13 protein-coding genes and 1 pseudogene are annotated in these 15,470 nt (G+C 59.6%); 10 read left to right on the top strand and 4 right to left on the bottom strand.

Annotation, left to right across the window (positions count from 1 at the left end):
* Positions 1-42 precede the first annotated feature (42 nt).
* Together thiD and BLIJ_RS04015 are read left to right on the top strand one after the other, a co-directional pair.
* Complete coding sequence (thiD, locus tag BLIJ_RS04020; protein WP_014484704.1) at positions 43-852, top strand: bifunctional hydroxymethylpyrimidine kinase/phosphomethylpyrimidine kinase; 810 nt, start codon at positions 43-45, stop codon at positions 850-852.
* A 63-nt stretch (positions 853-915) separates the two neighbouring features.
* Positions 916-1,293 (top strand): thiamine-binding protein, encoded by a 378-nt coding sequence (locus BLIJ_RS04015; protein ID WP_012577177.1) that lies wholly within the window; start codon positions 916-918, stop codon positions 1,291-1,293.
* Positions 1,294-1,556: 263 nt separating this feature from the next.
* On the opposite strand, the pseudogene BLIJ_RS15280 reads toward BLIJ_RS04015, so the two are convergent.
* Positions 1,557-2,137: pseudogene (locus BLIJ_RS15280) on the bottom strand (sensor histidine kinase); the annotation flags it as partial.
* Between BLIJ_RS15280 and BLIJ_RS04005 the strand changes: the two are divergent.
* The 8 genes from BLIJ_RS04005 to BLIJ_RS03970 all read left to right on the top strand — a co-directional run bounded on the left by BLIJ_RS04005 (position 2,109) and on the right by BLIJ_RS03970 (position 11,914).
* On the top strand, positions 2,109-2,510 hold the full coding sequence (locus BLIJ_RS04005; protein WP_012577175.1) for a hypothetical protein: 402 nt from the start codon (positions 2,109-2,111) through the stop codon (positions 2,508-2,510). The pseudogene BLIJ_RS15280 and the gene BLIJ_RS04005 sit on opposite strands and share 29 nt — an antisense overlap.
* Positions 2,507-3,940 carry a serpin-like protein SerU gene (serU, locus tag BLIJ_RS04000; protein ID WP_014484702.1) on the top strand — a complete coding sequence of 478 codons (1,434 nt, stop codon included), beginning with the start codon at positions 2,507-2,509 and terminating at the stop codon, positions 3,938-3,940. Before BLIJ_RS04005 ends, serU begins: the two co-directional genes overlap by 4 nt.
* A gap of 43 nt (positions 3,941-3,983) precedes the next feature.
* Positions 3,984-5,024, top strand: a complete 1,041-nt coding sequence (locus tag BLIJ_RS03995) for a LacI family DNA-binding transcriptional regulator (RefSeq protein ID WP_012577173.1) — start codon at positions 3,984-3,986, stop codon at positions 5,022-5,024.
* Positions 5,025-5,237: 213 nt separating this feature from the next.
* Positions 5,238-6,563, top strand: a complete 1,326-nt coding sequence (locus BLIJ_RS03990) for an MFS transporter (RefSeq protein WP_012577172.1) — start codon at positions 5,238-5,240, stop codon at positions 6,561-6,563.
* Positions 6,564-6,727: 164 nt separating this feature from the next.
* Complete coding sequence (locus tag BLIJ_RS03985; protein ID WP_012577171.1) at positions 6,728-8,284, top strand: glycoside hydrolase family 32 protein; 1,557 nt, start codon at positions 6,728-6,730, stop codon at positions 8,282-8,284.
* 195 nt (positions 8,285-8,479) lie between these two features.
* Entirely contained in the window at positions 8,480-9,262 is a 783-nt protein-coding gene (locus BLIJ_RS03980; protein ID WP_012577170.1) for an ABC transporter permease, read from the top strand.
* Positions 9,263-9,520: 258 nt separating this feature from the next.
* Positions 9,521-10,591: an ABC transporter substrate-binding protein gene (locus BLIJ_RS03975; protein WP_012577169.1), complete on the top strand. Its 1,071-nt coding sequence runs from the start codon at positions 9,521-9,523 to the stop codon at positions 10,589-10,591.
* A 123-nt stretch (positions 10,592-10,714) separates the two neighbouring features.
* Positions 10,715-11,914 (top strand): nucleoside hydrolase, encoded by a 1,200-nt coding sequence (locus BLIJ_RS03970; protein WP_012577168.1) that lies wholly within the window; start codon positions 10,715-10,717, stop codon positions 11,912-11,914.
* A 266-nt stretch (positions 11,915-12,180) separates the two neighbouring features.
* Here the strand turns inward: BLIJ_RS03970 and BLIJ_RS03965 are convergent, their stop codons facing one another.
* The 3 genes from BLIJ_RS03965 to BLIJ_RS03955 are packed head-to-tail and all read right to left on the bottom strand — an operon-like array spanning position 12,181 to position 15,457.
* The gene (locus BLIJ_RS03965; protein WP_012577167.1) at positions 12,181-12,969 is read right to left on the bottom strand and encodes an isoprenyl transferase; all 789 of its coding nucleotides are present in this window, start codon (positions 12,967-12,969) and stop codon (positions 12,181-12,183) included.
* Positions 12,970-12,971: 2 nt separating this feature from the next.
* A complete protein-coding gene (recO, locus tag BLIJ_RS03960; protein ID WP_012577166.1) occupies positions 12,972-13,691 on the bottom strand; it encodes a DNA repair protein RecO in 720 nt (239 codons plus the stop codon).
* Positions 13,692-13,744: 53 nt separating this feature from the next.
* A complete protein-coding gene (locus BLIJ_RS03955) occupies positions 13,745-15,457 on the bottom strand; it encodes an alpha/beta hydrolase family protein (protein WP_012577165.1) in 1,713 nt (570 codons plus the stop codon).
* Positions 15,458-15,470: the final 13 nt, after the last annotated feature.

The following is a 15,470-nucleotide window of genomic DNA, read 5'->3' as shown; positions in this document are numbered from 1 at the left end:
CCGCTCCGAAAAACATCATGGGCCCCACTTAGAATGAACACTATGGCACAGATTGCAACATCTACACTTCCCGCTGTTCTCGCGATCTCCGGCTCCGACTCGTCCGGCGGTGCCGGCATGCAGGCCGATCTGAAGACCATGCTGGCTTGCGGCGTGTTCGGCATGAGCGCCATCACCGCGCTCACCGCACAGAACACCACCGGCGTGCGTTCCATTCAGGATACCAAACCGGACATTCTCGCCGACCAGATCAACATGGTGTTTGAGGATATTCCGCCGGTCGCGGTGAAAATCGGCATGGTGTCTGCCACTGACATCATCGACGTCATCGCTGAACGACTCACCTTCCATCACGCCACGAACATCGTGCTCGACCCGGTTATGGTGGCCACTTCCGGTGCCAAGCTCATCAGTGACGATGCCATTGCGGCCTTGACCGGCAAGCTGTTCCCGATGGCTACGGTCGTGACTCCGAATATTCCCGAGGCCGAAGTGCTGACCGATACGCTGATTCGCGATCAGGAGGATATGGAGGCCGCCGCCCACCGCATCGTGGAGCGTTACGGCTGTGCCGCGCTGGTCAAGGGTGGTCATGGCACCGAGGATGCCAACGATGTGCTTGCCGAGACGGATGGAACCGTGACCTGGTTTGATGGCGCGCGTATCAATAATCCGAACACGCACGGCACCGGATGCACGCTGAGCTCCGCCATCGCCTCGTATCTGGCGCTTGGCGACACGTTGCCCAAGGCCATCAAGCATGCGAAGAAGTACCTGACCGGTGCGCTGAAGGCCCAGCTGAATCTTGGCCACGGCTCCGGCCCGATGGATCATCTCTGGAAGTATCGCTGACATAAGTGTGGTTGTTAAGCTCCCCCTGTCAGGGGAGCTTAACACTACTGAAAAAGGAGAATCATGGTTCTTGACCGTAATGCCGTTACCCAGGAAGTGCCGATCGACCCGGAAACCGGCAAACCGTACCTCAATACCGTGGCCGCCATCCAGGTGTCGGCCAATGGCGTGGGCTCCGAGGTCTCGCCATACGTGGCTCAGGCCGTCGAAGTGATTCGCGAATCCGGCCTGCCGCAGGAAACCAACGCCCTGTTCACCAACGTGGAAGGCAATCTGGACGACGTGCTCAAGGTGGCCGGTGAGGCCGCCAAGAAGCTCGCCGAGCAGGGCTACCGCACTTCTCTGGTGCTGCACATGGATATCCGTCCCGGTTTCACCGGCCAGCTGACCGAAAAGCCCAAGCTGGTGGACGAGATCCTCGCCGACAAGCGGGCGAAGTAGCAAAGCATTGCTTCCACCAGCAAGGGCATGCTTTGTTATTACACGTTTCATGGGGCGGTAGCTCACCCATGGGGCGGTAAATATCTCATGGGGCGGTAAAACCTTCATGGGGCGGTAGGCGAAAACGGCTCTATTCTGCGGAAAGGCAAAATCCGCTAACCGCCCCATGAGTGTTTTACCGCCCCATGGGAATCACGGCTCTGCCTTTTTCCTTCTTTCAACAGGGTAAGAGCGTAAGTGGGGCATATAAACGCTCGCGCAGTTGCAATGCCAGAAGCGGCATCAACGGTCGAATCATGCGGAGTCACTGCACTGTGCGCCGCTTCTCCCCTGCCTTCAATAACATCAATGACCTGATGCGTGCGATCCAATGCGCCCATAGCCACGCTACGCAGTTCGCGTAATTCTTCTTCAGAAGGGGTCTTGCCATCGGCAATATTGTTGTCGAATCGCAAAATCAGGTATGCCAAATCATTGGATACGTAATCGTGAATGTCCTGAGCTGTGCGTTCCTGCTGACGGCGGTGAGCCAACTCCGCTCGAGCCAAGCTGCGTTCGTGATTCCATCGCGCCGCCATGCCACCAAGCATGAAGCCAATAAACAGCACGGCCACTGGCATCACACCATAGAAGGCAATCGCACCAAGAATCACTTGCCCAGTGCGATGCTCGGCAGAAGAACCGCTCGATTCATGGGCGCTTCCGGTGAAGTCGCTTCCCGACCGCCCTGCGCTGTCAGACCCACTGGATGAAGAGCCACCGCCACGCATCCGGTGACCGGACGAAACGCCATCCACCCCACAATGGCAACGAGTATGAACTCCGCAAGGCAGTCCGCCGCCGAGCGCGGGACGCAACGACTGTTCACATGGAACCGCGCGCATTGGATTGGCATGGTTGTACTGATAGCGGTGTTGTTGCTGCTGCAGTGGAGCTCATCAATGTATCTCATGCCCGACGAGGTCCTTGACAGGGCTGCCAAAAACCTGTTCGTATGGTTCCCCGGTATGGTGCTGCACTGGCCATTGGTGTTGGGAATCACTAACCTGATACTTGGTTCGATACGATCCGGCAGTCTGTCTTCCCATTGGCGAGCGCAACCATCGGACCGCTGGCATTCGGCTGTACCAATCTTCGCTTACGGCCGGGGTTCCCATACCGTTCCTGGGCTCAAGGGAAAGCAGCAATATAATGAAAATAGCGATTTCGTGCAATGATGCACGAGCCGATCCAAGCAAAGGGGCTGACCATGAGCGAGAAACTGATGGAACAGTACCGGTTGCGCAAACAACGCAAACGCCGTAACGCTTGTATCGCCGCCATCGTGACAGTAGTGCTTGTCCTTGCCGTCGCCGGCGGCGTATGGTGGACGGCCGGCGATGGCAGCGCACTGGTTCGCAATATGTTCAAGCCGAAGGCCACGCCTGCCACACAGCCGGTAGTCGACAGCACCGCAGCCTTCGCCTACCGCACCGCACCGGAATTCCTGGCGATGGGAGCCGGCGACCGAGGCACCGGTAATGTGAACTACTCCCCTGCTTCGATGTGGATGGCGTTGGCCATCGCCGCGCAGGGCGCCAATGGCACGACCCGCTCGCAACTGAACGAACTGCTGGACTCCGGTTCGCTGGCCGACAGCGACTACCAATCGCTGCTGAGTTCGATCAACGGGCAATATTCGGGGGCGAAATCCGAGATGAGCGCCGCGAACTCGCTGTGGATCGATAACGACTACTCTCTTGCCAGCGATTACCAATCCACCGTCAAGAAGATATTCGAGGCCGAAGTCACCACGCTACCGTTCGACGATCAGGCCGCCGCCAAGATGTCCGATTGGATTGCCAAGCATACGAATGGTTCGCTCAAGCCGAAGATCACGCTGCGTGACCGTGAAGTCCTGTCCATCATCAACACCGTCTATGCGGATGGCCGCTGGAAGGATCCGTTCGAAGAGCAGTCCACCGGCGACGGCACCTTCCACGGCGAAGCCGGAGATGCTCAGGTGCCGATGATGCACCGGGCCTTCAGCCAAATGGCTTACGGACATGATGAGTACAACACTTGGCAACGGGTGGAGATTCCGTTCGACAACGGCGGCAATCTGGCCATCGTGCTGCCGGCCGAAGGGCATTTTGACGAGTTGGCCGGCGATGCTCAGAAACTCGGATGGGCGTTCGGCACGTGTTCGTCGGCATCCCTTGGCGAGGGCGCAATGGGTTGCGCCGCGGACAGTATGCCCGGATGGGGCGTCTCCGTCAACTCGGCCACGGTGAACGTCACGCTACCGCGATTCACCATCGACAGCATGTTCGACTCGGAAGCCACCATCAAGGCATTCGAAAAACTGGGGGTGACCGATGCGTTCAGTGCAGGCGACGCCGACTTCACCAAGATGGTCGACGCCGGTTCGCACGGCGAGAACCTGTATATCGGCTCGATTCTGCAGGGCACGCGCATCGCGGTGAACGAGGCCGGCGCCAAGGCCATGTCCTTCACCAAAGCCGGCGCAGACTTCGCTAGCGCGCCGGTGGACAACGTCGAATTCACGGTGGATCGCCCATTCCTGTATTCGTACGTCACCCCGGACGGCATACCATTATTCATCGGTGCGGTGCGCAACCTCGGCGGAGTCGGTGGAGAAAACTGATGCTTTCCCAACAGTCCGTCAATTAGGGTGTATCGTTTGACGCATGGCTACGATGAAGGAAATCGCGAACAAGGCGGGGGTTTCCGTCTCTACGGTGTCGCTGGTGCTCAACGGACGCGACGAGGGGCGCGTAAAGTCCGAAATTGCGGACAATGTGCGCGCCATCGCCACCAAGCTCGGCTACCGGTCGAATCCGCTGGCCAGTTCGCTGCGTACAGGCAAGACGCACATCCTCGGTTTCATCAGCGAGGAGGTGGCCACCACCCCGTACGCCGGCGGTATGATTCTGGGCGCGCAGACCGCCGCAAGCCAGTTCGGCTATATGCTCATCACCGTGATCACCGACGGTGAGAACAGCGAGAGCGAGGAAATCGCCGCACTCAAGCGATACGGCACCGACGGTTTCCTGTACGCCAAGATGTCGAACCGCATCACCCATGTGCCTTCTTCGCTAGCCAAGACGCCACTGGTGTTGGTGGATGCCACCGACTCGCTTGGCAAAATCCCGAGCGTCGAACCGAACGAGTTCCGAATCGGCTACGACGCCACCACCAGATTGATTAAGGCCGGATGCGCACGTATCGCCTATGTGGGTTGCTCGGAGCCGATGATTGCGCAGGACGGTCGTTTGGAAGGCTATCAGGCGGCGCTCAGGGATGCCGGCCTCGACTATGACGATCATCTGGTCGTCAATGTGCTCAACAGCGGGCCGGCACTGACCGCAGTCAGCGATTTGTTCGACGCCGAGCATCCGGACGGATTCTTCTGCTTCAACGATGCCCGCGCCTGGTATGTGTACGAATGCGCCGCACGCCGAGGACTCACGGTCGGCAAGGACATCTCCGTGGTCGGCGTGGACAACCATCGTGTGTTCGCCGAGACGCTGGAACCGATGCTCACCACTGTGGAACTGCCGCATTTCGAGATGGGCTACTGGGCCGTGGCCAAGCTGGTGTCGATCATCGAAGGACGCTCGATGGACGACGTCTCACGGCCAGCGACCACCGCTCCCCTGCCGCCGATCGACGCGCCGATTCCGGCGAAGATCCACTGCACGCTGATCGAAAAGGCCTCGGTGAAGTAGCCGAGTCCCACACGATTTCTCAAGGCCTCCGTCCAGCACGGAGGCCTTTTTGCATGTCGAACGGGTACGACACGCCGATGACGTCAATCGATTGACGTAAATCGATTGACGTCGCATAGTAATTACTACACAACAACTTCTACAAAGGCACAGCCGCCCGAGCAGAAGCGTCACATAACCAATAACCAACCAAGTAGTAATCAAAGGATGATTATGGCAAGTGCAACCAAATCTGCATGGAAGAATCCTTCCTATCTGCAGAGCTCCTTCGGCATCTTCATGTTCTTCTGCTCCTGGGGCATCTGGTGGTCCTTCTTCTCCCGCTGGCTCACCGACCCGACCCACGGTCTGGGCATGACCTCCGCAGAGCAGGGCCAGATCTACTCCATTAACTCCTTGGCAACCCTGGTCATCATGTTCGCCTATGGTGCCATCCAAGATCAGCTGGGCATCAAGCGCAAGCTCGTGATCTTCGTCTCCGCCATCGCAGCGCTCGTCGGCCCGTTCGTACAGTTCGTGTATGCCCCGATGCTGACTGCCGGCGGCACCACCCGTTTCATCGGCGTGCTCATCGGCTCCATCGTGCTCTCCTCAGGCTTCATGGCCGGCTGTTCCCTGTTCGAAGCGCTCACCGAACGCTACTCCCGTAAGTTCGGCTTCGAATACGGCCAGTCCCGCGCTTGGGGCTCCTTCGGCTACGCCATCGTGGCACTGTGCGCAGGTTTCCTGTTCAACATCAACCCGCTGCTGAACTTCTGGGTCGGCTCCATCTGCGGCCTTGGCATGCTGTGCGTCTACGCTTTCTGGGTTCCGGCCAAGCAAAAGGAAGAGCTCAAGAAAGAAGCCGATCCGAACGCGGCTCCAACCAACCCATCCTTCAAAGAGATGATCTCCGTTCTGAAGATGCCGACTCTGTGGGTGCTCATCGTCTTCATGCTGTTCACCAACACCTTCTACACCGTGTTCGACCAGCAGATGTTCCCTAACTACTACGCTTCCCTCTTCCCGACCACCGAAATCGGCAACGCCACCTACGGCACCCTGAACTCCTTCCAGGTGTTCCTCGAGTCCGCCATGATGGGCGTCGTTCCGATTATCATGAAGAAGATCGGCGTTCGCAACTCCCTGCTGCTCGGCGCAACCGTGATGTTCCTGCGTATCGGCCTGTGCGGCGTGTTCCACGATCCGGTCAGTGTCTCCATCGTCAAGCTGTTCCACTCCATCGAGGTTCCGCTGTTCTGCCTACCGGCATTCCGCTACTTCACCCTGCACTTCGACACCAAACTGTCGGCAACCCTGTACATGGTGGGCTTCCAGATCGCTTCCCAAATCGGCCAGGTGATCTTCTCCACCCCGATGGGCGCCCTGCATGACGCCATGGGCGACCGTCCGACCTTCTTCACCATCTCCGGCATCGTGCTGGCCGCCCTAATCTACGGCTTCTTCGTGATCAAGAAGGACGACCAGGAAGTCGGCGGTGATCCGTTCTACACCGATAAGCAGCTCAAGGCCCAAGCCGCAGCTAAAGCAAACGCCTGAGCGCAACCGCCAAAATCGGCAAGAACACAACTAAATCGTGCTGCCCGAAGCATTTCCCCTTTTTCCGTTTCGGGCAGCATTCTTAAAACTTTTATCTAAAAACTCAATAAGCAACAATTCAACAATCGCAAGATTCATCAATCATTAAGAAAGGATATTCAACGATGACTGGCTTCACTCCGGACGCACCCGTCCTCCACGAAATCAAGGACCACAGCGAAGCTCTGGCACAGGCGGAAGCAGGCGTTGCTGCCATGGCCGCCGAACGCAACAACCGCTGGTACCCGAAGTTCCACATCGCATCCAACGGCGGTTGGATCAACGATCCGAACGGCCTGTGCTTCTATAAGGGCCGCTGGCACGTGTTCTACCAGCTGCACCCGTACGGCACCCAGTGGGGTCCGATGCACTGGGGACACGTCTCCTCCACCGACATGCTCAATTGGAAACGTGAGCCAATCATGTTCGCCCCGACCCTTGAAGAGGAGAAGGACGGCGTATTCTCCGGTTCCGCAGTAATCGGCGACGACGGCGAACTCAAGTTCTACTACACCGGCCACCGTTGGGCCAACGGCCAAGACAACACCGGCGGCGACTGGCAGGTGCAGATGCTCGCCGAGCCGGACAACGACGAGCTGACCAGCGCCACCAAGCGCGGCATGATCATCGACTGCCCGACCGACAAGGTCGACCATCACTACCGCGACCCGAAGGTCTGGAAGACCGGCGACACCTGGTACATGACCTTCGGTGTCTCCTCTGCGGACAAGCGCGGCCAGATGTGGCTGTTCTCCTCCAAGGACATGGTCCGCTGGGAATACGAGCGCGTGCTCTTCCAGCACCCGGATCCGGATGTGTTCATGCTCGAATGCCCCGACTTCTTCCCCATCAAAGACAAGGACGGCAACGAGAAGTGGGTCATTGGCTTCTCCGCCATGGGGTCCAAGCCCAGCGGCTTCATGAACCGCAACGTCAACAACGCCGGCTACATGATCGGCACGTGGGAGCCGGGCGGCGAATTCAAGCCGGAAACCGAGTTCCGCCTGTGGGATTGCGGCCACAACTACTACGCCCCGCAGTCCTTCAATGTGGACGGCCGTCAGATCGTCTATGGCTGGATGAGCCCGTTCGTGCAGCCGATTCCCATGGAGGATGACGGCTGGTGTGGCCAGCTCACCCTGCCGCGCGAGATCACCCTTGGCGATGACGGCGACGTGGTCACCGCGCCGGTCGCAGAAATGGAAGGCCTGCGCGAGGATACCCTCGACCATGGTTCGATCACGCTCGATATGGATGGGGAGCAGGTCATCGCCGATGACGCCGAGGCCGTGGAAATCGAAATGACCATCGACTTGGCTGCCTCCACTGCCGAGCGTGCGGGCCTGAAGATTCATGCCACTGAGGACGGTGCCTACACCTACGTGGCTTATGACGACCAGATCGGCCGCGTGGTGGTGGATCGTCAGGCCATGGCCAACGGCGATCGCGGCTACCGCGCCGCCCCACTGACCGACACCGAACTGGCCTCCGGCAAGCTGGACCTGCGCGTGTTCGTGGATCGCGGCTCCGTGGAGGTCTACGTCAACGGTGGCCACCAAGTGCTGAGCTCCTACTCCTACGCCTCCGAAGGACCGCGTGCCATCAAGCTCGTCGCCGAGTCCGGCTCCCTCAAGGTGGATTCCCTGAAGCTCCACCACATGAAGTCCATCGGACTGGAGTAGCTCTCTCACCTCCCTCTGACGAGGGAGGTTTTTTGTGCGCCCCTGTCGTTCGCCTTTGCCTATACTGATGGACGGCATATAACACAATCCATCACATGGCCGGCAGGCGCGCAGGCTCCTCACCTTACTGTTCCACGCCCCGGCCGCAAGCGCCACCAGCAAACCGGACTGGCGCGGAAAGCAAGGTGACATCCCATGTCCATCGCCAAGCGCCTCAAGCGCCGCATGCCCACCGTCATCGCCGTCATCATATTGCTGGCAGTCTGGGAAACGTGGGTGGATCTAGGGCATGTCTCCCCCACGATGATCTCCGCGCCAAGCGAGATTTTCGCCGCCACCATCGAAACATGGAACACGCTCGGCCCGGCCGCGGCAATCACCGGCTATGAGGGCGTGGTCGGCTTCCTGTTCGCCGTGTTCTTCGGCATTATGATCGGCATTGCACTGTACTGCTCTCACACGTTCAACGCGGCGTTCTATCCGCTGCTTGCCGCCGCACAAACCATGCCGCTGATTTCCATCGCCCCGTTGTTCCTGATTTGGTTCGGTTTTGAGATTTCCGGCAAAATCGTAATCGTGGCGGTATTCGGCCTCTTCCCCATCGCCGTGCAGACAGTGCGCGGACTGGAAGCAGTGCCCCAGTTCTATTCCGACGTCGCATTGACCTGCGGCGCGACCCCGGTCTGGACGCTCTGGCACGTGAAGCTGCGCGTTGCCGCACGTCAGATCTATGGCGGTATCCGAGTATCTGCCGCATACATCTTCGCCACGGCATCCACCGCTGAATATCTTGGCGCACGCAAGGGCCTCGGCATCTGGCTGCAGGCTGCCTACAATTCGTTCCGCACGCCGCTGATCTTCTCCGCCACCATCGTCATTATCCTGATGACATGCGTACTGATGCTGGTGGTAAACGCCAGCGAACGCATCCTGCTCGGCCCGGCCGGCGATGACGAAGATCCCGACGCGGACCAGTAGTTCTTTTTACCGTCAAAGGCACGAGCCGGCGGCCAGGACCGACTGAACGCGGCGGCTTCTCATGAGGTCTCCAACCCTGTCTCTATAATGGAACAGCTTTACCAGCGTGTGGCAAACCGGCTTTCCCGAGCTTTCATAGGGAATGTCGGGGGCGCTGGTCGAACGGAAATCAAGGCCCTCCATATCGTTTTCTGCCGACTTCCGTTCGAAGCAATCCCAGAGAACGATAGAGAGACAACGAATTAGGGAACCATCATTATGAAGAAAAGCCTTGTATCCAAGGCCGCTGCCCTCGTGGGCGCCCTTGCTATGACTTTCGGTTTCGCCGCATGTGGCCAGACCAACACCGCCGACTCCTCCAACTCCAACACCTCCGACCTCAAGAAGGTCACTTTCATGCTCTCCTGGGCACCCGATACCAACCACATCGGCGTGTACGTGGCCAAGAACAAGGGCTACTTCAAGGACGCCGGCCTTGACGTGGATATCGTGGCCGTGGCCCAGGCTGGTGCCGAACAAGCCGTGAACAACGGTGTGGCCGACTTCGCCCTGTCCAACCTGACCAACGTGGGCATCTACACGCTGAAGGGCGCTCACATCAAGCAGGTGCTGCAGGTGCAGCAGAAGCCGAGCGCCATTTGGTGCGCACTGGCGTCCAACGCCGCCATCAAGTCCCCTAAGGATTTTGATGGCAAGACCTTCGCCACCTTCGGCTCCAACGAGTCCGATGCCGTGGTGCGCCGCATGATCCAAACCGATGGCGGCAAGGGCGAGTTCGACAAGGTGACCGTCGGCACCTCCACCTTCCAGACCATGGAATCCGGCAAGGCCGATTTCGGCGGCTTCTACGCCACGTGGGAAGGCGTGCAGGCCGACATGTACGGCCCGAAGCTCAACTGCTTCACCGAGCCCGACTACGGCGTGCCCGGCAACGCCGACGCCATCGGCATCATCACCAACGACAAGACCATCAAGAACAATCCCGACCTGGTCAAGAAGTTCACTCAGGCCACTCAGAAGGGTTACGAGTACGCGTACGCCAACCCGGATGACGCCGCGCAGATTCTCGTGGACGAAGCCCCTGACGCCAACCTCAAGCCCGAATTCGTCAAGAAGAGCATGCAGGTTATCGTCGACGGCCAGTACTGGGGCGATCCGGCCAAGATCAAGGACGGCTCTTTCGTGCTCGGCACCAACGACTTCAAGGGCACTCAGGAATACTTCGACTTCCTGGCTGAAGAAGACGCTTACACCGACAGTCACGACAAGGTGATTCATGAGGCCCCGCAGGCCAAGGACCTTGCTACCGACGAGTTCCTCGGCAAGTAATTTCCGATATTCCGAGTTTGAATCTACGAAAGAATGCGTCCTTTCCATGAGGAAAGGACGCATTTTTGTGTATCGGCCGATAAGGTTATTCATAGCGGATCACGCTAACGAGGAGGCGATTCCATGGTCCAATGTCTTGACCGCATTATTGCCAGCATGGATACCGGTGTTGATGATGCGTTGGCGTTGGCGTATTTGTTGGGGTCGGCGGATGAGTGCGAGCTGAGCGGTGTGATCGCCAGTTATGGCAATGTGGATGCGAACACGGCTTATGCCAATACTCGCGCGGTGCTTGATTTGTTTGGTCGGTCGGATATTCCGGTGTTTTTGGGCTCTGAGCATCCTTCTTGGGCTGATGCGTTCATTCCTGATGCAGGGTGTGCCCAGTTCCATGGGGATGATGGACTGGGGAATACTTGGCTGGCTGGGTCCGGAGCTCTGGCTGATGGAGCTGGTGTGCCTGGTGATATGTCTGGGGATGACATGTCTGTGGATGTGCCCGATGGGGTTGTTTCTGTTGGCGGGTATTTGGTAGGGGACGCTCATGCTCATCCGGCGTTGGGGTCTTATCCTCGTGTGGGTCGCTTTCGGTCTGTGGACCGCCCCCAGTCGGCTACATCGACAGCTCTCGTCAGCGGGGGCACAAGGAGGTGCTCCGTTGATGCTGCGGATGGGATTGAGTATCTGATTGAGCAGGTTCGCGAGTTTGGTCGAAACGTTACCGTGCTGTCTACCGGGCCGTTGACGGATGTGGATGCGGCTATTACTCGGGCACCGGATATTGCGTCGAAACTCAGGCTGGTGATGATGGGAGGTACGCTTACCCAACCCGGCAATTGTTGGGATGCGGTGGCCGAGACGAATATCATCCAAGACCCTGAGGCCGCGAATCGTGTATTTCATTCCGGCGCAGACATCACAATGGTGGGACTTGATGTGACTCACCAGTGTTTGCTAACGCGATCGGCGGCCGACCGGTGGCGTGCAACGGGGACCAAGCGCGGGCGGTTCTTGGCTGATCTCGCGGACTTTTCCATCAAGGCAAATTTGGAAGCCGACACCGCACTGTTCTCTGGCGGCATGCCGTTGCATGATCCGTTGGCGGCGGCGGTTGCACTTGACTCTTCACTGGTCGATTGTTTTGATCTTGCGTTGCGCGCGGAGACCAATACCGGTGATTTCAATGGAGTACGAGGCCGGACCACCGGAGACCCGGTTGGGCTGGTGAATCATTCCATGCCGCATGTGCATGTGGCACTTGGTGTGGATTCGGGACGTTTTTTGGATGAGTTTGCAGAGAGGATGGCTGAGGTGTGCCGGTAACTCCCCTCAGTCCGCTACACGGACAGCTCGACCGCAATTACGGACAAGCTGCCGCTCGCATTCTTCTGGCTCGACTCTCGTCTCGCCTTCGCCTACAAACAGACCAGGCTGTTTGCTTTACGGCTCAGCCCGTCAGAGGGGGCCTAACAAGGACTATTTCACGCCCCCAGCAATCAAGGACCGGCTTCGCCGGACTCATCATTACCTGGTCATGTCCTATCGGCCTCGGCCAGGCGGCGTGAACGAACAGTCCACCGGACTGTTCTTTATTTCACGCCGCCAAATCGGCGATCGCGGTGGATGTAATGGTCGATGGAGCGCCATAGCACGTCACGGCCGCAGTCCGGGAAGAGTTCGGGCACGAAGTCGAGCTCGGCGTAGGCGGCCTCCCACGGCAGGAAGTTGGAGGTGCGCTGTTCGCCGGAAGTACGAATCACCAAGTCGCAATCAGGAATGTCCGGATTGTACAGATGGTCGGCAATCATCTTCTCGGTCACACGGTCGCCGGAAATCTTGCCGTCACGCACTTCGCGAGCGATGGCGGCACAGGCGTCGGCGATTTCAGCACGGCCACCATAGTTGATGCAGAACACCACATCGATGACCTTGTTGTTCTTGGTACGCTCCTCGGCGGCCTCAAGCTCGTCGATCACCGACTTCCACAGCTTGGGGCGACGGCCGGACCAGCGCACGCGCACACCCCACTCGTCCATCTGTTCCACGCGGCGGTGGATAATCTCACGCGAGAAGCCCATGAGGAAGCGCACTTCCTGGGGCGAACGCTTCCAGTTTTCAGTGGAGAACGTATACAGGCTCAAATAGCGCACCCCGGCCTCGATGGCGCCGGCGATCGTGTCGAACACCACCGGTTCGGCGGCCTGATGCCCATTGGTGCGGATCATGCCACGCTGCTTGGCCCAACGGCCGTTGCCGTCCATAATCACGCCGATATGGCGAGGCACTTTGTTCTTGGGGAAGTCGGGAATACGGGCGGGGTCGCTGAATGGGGCCGCGGGGATGTTCAGCGAGGTGTAATCAACGTTCTCAAAAGCCATACCTACGAATCTATCAAGCGCAGCGAACGAATCGGCCGTTCAAGGTAATACTCCCCCCAATCTTCAACCAACTCCCGTACGACCCGCTCCACCGGTGCGGCGTCAAGCACCGTCCAATCACCATGGACCAGCGCATCGAACTGACCCAATGCGGACGGCGCGATGCGACGCGCGTCCGTGGTGTGGTCGGCCTCGCACATCACGCCGCCGGATGCGATCGACAGATACGCCGGCGCCGCCGCACCGCACACCACGCATGTGCCCAGACGCGGCGTCCAACCGGCCAGTGCCAGGGCGCGCATCACATAGGAGCAGCCTATGGCCTGCGGGGCGTGGGCGCGTTTGGCGAGCGCGTTCAACGCGCCGATCAGGAGCCGATACTGGTCCGTCATGCGCTCACGTTCCGTGCCGACGAGCTTGTCGATGGTTTCGACGATGACGTTCGCGGCCTCATACGCCGCATAGTCCCCGACGATCGCGGCACCGTACGCGGCGATCGACTCGGCCTGGGAAACCGTATCCAACGATCGGCCTTCGGCGATCAGCAGATCGACGCGCATGAACGGCTCAAGCCGGGCGCCGAAGCGCGATTTGGTGCGGCGCACGCCCTTGGCTACCGCCCGGATCTTGCCATGGTCGCGCGTCAGGACGGTGATGATGCGATCGGCCTCCGCCAGCTTGGACGTGCGTAACACCACGCCTTCATCTCGGTACAGTGACATTTCGTTCCCCTTGCGGCGGGACCCGGTGAACGGCGGGCACCCGGCGTCGTCGATCAGTAGACGAACAGTCCCCAGAAGGCGAACACCAGGAGTATGCACAGCATGGTGAACGCCACCAGCCAGAACAGGATCCGGCCCAGGCGGGTGGAGGCAAGCACCGGATCGGTACCGGTGACGATGTCCCGCACGGATTCACGCCGAGGAGGCAGCTGAATCAAGCCGCGGATGGAGGCGACTTCGATCAGGTGCATGAACACACGGGACCACGCCCACAACACCAGCACCGACACCACTTGGATGACCGGCCAGCTCCAGTACATGACGCCCGGCGTCTCCGTGGGTGCGCCGCCCCACGCGAGTCTGACCACGCCCATGATCACCTGGCCGAGGCCCGCACCGAAGATGAGCAGCGTGGCGAGCGTGGTGAGGGTCAACGTCAGCAGCGCATTGCCGAAACCGTGGACGAAGCCCAGCACCTCGGGACGTCTCGGCACCGGCATGCCCGCACGCTTGGCCTCACGCCTGTCCCGCCGCCACCGGATGTCTGCCGAGGCCTTGCGGCCCAACGCCACCAGCGACAGTACGATGGACGCCAACAGCAGCAGCATCACTGCGGCATGCAGGATCACCCCGTAGATGGTGCCGGCGCGGCGGGGTTTCAGGGCGCCCGGCAGGCCGACCGATTGATACAGGTCGGTGCCGCCTGCCTTCTCGCTGGTCTGCGTGAGTCCGGCCGAAGTGCCGACGGCCCAGTCGATCAGATCGTCGACATAGGCGTCGGCAAACGGGGTGCCGGCCTGGGATTCGTCTCCCAGGCGCAGCACATGGTTGGCGACCGGATAGCTGCGTATGGTGACGTTCCAATTGCCGGCCTTGTGGGCGTTGTCGAGAATCGCCCGCACACCGTCGACCTGTGCGGTCATCACGTCCTTCGAACCGTACGCCACGTAGGTGGGCACGGCGTAGGCGGCCGGCCTGAGCGTGTCGAGATCGAGATTGGTCAGTCCGAACAGGGCGGTGTCCGCGCTGAACACGCGCTGGACGATGGACTGGTAGCCTTTGTTCGCGCCGACGAGGGTGAAGTCCTGCGTGATGAAGAATCCCAGCGATTGACGTGGACTGAACACCATCGGGCTCAGGAGGATCTGGAAGGCGATATTCGGGTCGTCCTGCAGGAGATACGAGGAAATCCACGTCGATTCGGAGGTGGCGTAGATGCCCACCTTGGCGGCGTCGACGTCGTTCTGGGCCCGCAGATAGTCGATGACCTTATCGTAGGCTTTGGCGGATGCCGGATAGTCGCGCGTGACGTCGGTGGTGTTCCACACGGGCTTGTCAATCACGGCGGTCACGAATCCGGCCGAGGCCATGTCGGAAGCCACGTCGCCGAAGGAATTGTCGCAGGTGCCGAAGCCGGCGCCGTGCATGAACACCACGCCCGGTCGCGCGCCCGGCGCGTTCCTCGGCGCCCGAATCAGCACCCTGATGGCCTGGATGCCATCCTTGTTGGCTTTGCCTTGCGCGCCCGGCTCATCGGTCAGCTCGCCATCGTCGGTCATGTTCAGCGTGACGTACCGCTCATCGACCTCATATGCGCCCCGCACCGACAGCGTTTCTCCGGACGGGTTGTCGAAGGTGACCTTGGTGTCGTCGGTGAGCGTGGCCATCGACTGACCGGTGGGCTCGATGTTCCAAGGGACCGTGGTCAGATTGGAGATGCAGACCATCACGCCGAGCAGGATGATGAAGATGGGCAGGCTGACCATCAGCCGATGGACG

This window comes from Bifidobacterium longum subsp. infantis ATCC 15697 = JCM 1222 = DSM 20088 (genome assembly GCF_000269965.1).
Taxonomy (GTDB): domain Bacteria; phylum Actinomycetota; class Actinomycetes; order Actinomycetales; family Bifidobacteriaceae; genus Bifidobacterium; species Bifidobacterium infantis.
The sequence above is the reverse complement of the archived record's forward strand: the minus strand, read 5'-3'. Positions and strand labels throughout refer to the sequence as shown.

What these genes read in the sequence shown, in the direction of transcription:
- BLIJ_RS03970 (WP_012577168.1), top strand. Translation starts at nt 10,715, where the DNA reads ATGGTCCAATGTCTTGACCGCATTATTGCCAGCATGGATACCGGTGTT.
- BLIJ_RS03975 (WP_012577169.1), top strand. Translation starts at nt 9,521, where the DNA reads ATGAAGAAAAGCCTTGTATCCAAGGCCGCTGCCCTCGTGGGCGCCCTT.
- BLIJ_RS04015 (WP_012577177.1), top strand. Translation starts at nt 916, where the DNA reads ATGGTTCTTGACCGTAATGCCGTTACCCAGGAAGTGCCGATCGACCCG.
- BLIJ_RS03955 (WP_012577165.1), bottom strand. Translation starts at nt 15,457, where the DNA reads ATGGTCAGCCTGCCCATCTTCATCATCCTGCTCGGCGTGATGGTCTGC.
- BLIJ_RS03995 (WP_012577173.1), top strand. Translation starts at nt 3,984, where the DNA reads ATGGCTACGATGAAGGAAATCGCGAACAAGGCGGGGGTTTCCGTCTCT.
- BLIJ_RS03985 (WP_012577171.1), top strand. Translation starts at nt 6,728, where the DNA reads ATGACTGGCTTCACTCCGGACGCACCCGTCCTCCACGAAATCAAGGAC.
- thiD (WP_014484704.1), top strand. Translation starts at nt 43, where the DNA reads ATGGCACAGATTGCAACATCTACACTTCCCGCTGTTCTCGCGATCTCC.
- BLIJ_RS03980 (WP_012577170.1), top strand. Translation starts at nt 8,480, where the DNA reads ATGTCCATCGCCAAGCGCCTCAAGCGCCGCATGCCCACCGTCATCGCC.
- BLIJ_RS04005 (WP_012577175.1), top strand. Translation starts at nt 2,109, where the DNA reads ATGAACTCCGCAAGGCAGTCCGCCGCCGAGCGCGGGACGCAACGACTG.
- serU (WP_014484702.1), top strand. Translation starts at nt 2,507, where the DNA reads ATGATGCACGAGCCGATCCAAGCAAAGGGGCTGACCATGAGCGAGAAA.
- BLIJ_RS03965 (WP_012577167.1), bottom strand. Translation starts at nt 12,969, where the DNA reads ATGGCTTTTGAGAACGTTGATTACACCTCGCTGAACATCCCCGCGGCC.
- recO (WP_012577166.1), bottom strand. Translation starts at nt 13,691, where the DNA reads ATGTCACTGTACCGAGATGAAGGCGTGGTGTTACGCACGTCCAAGCTG.
- BLIJ_RS03990 (WP_012577172.1), top strand. Translation starts at nt 5,238, where the DNA reads ATGGCAAGTGCAACCAAATCTGCATGGAAGAATCCTTCCTATCTGCAG.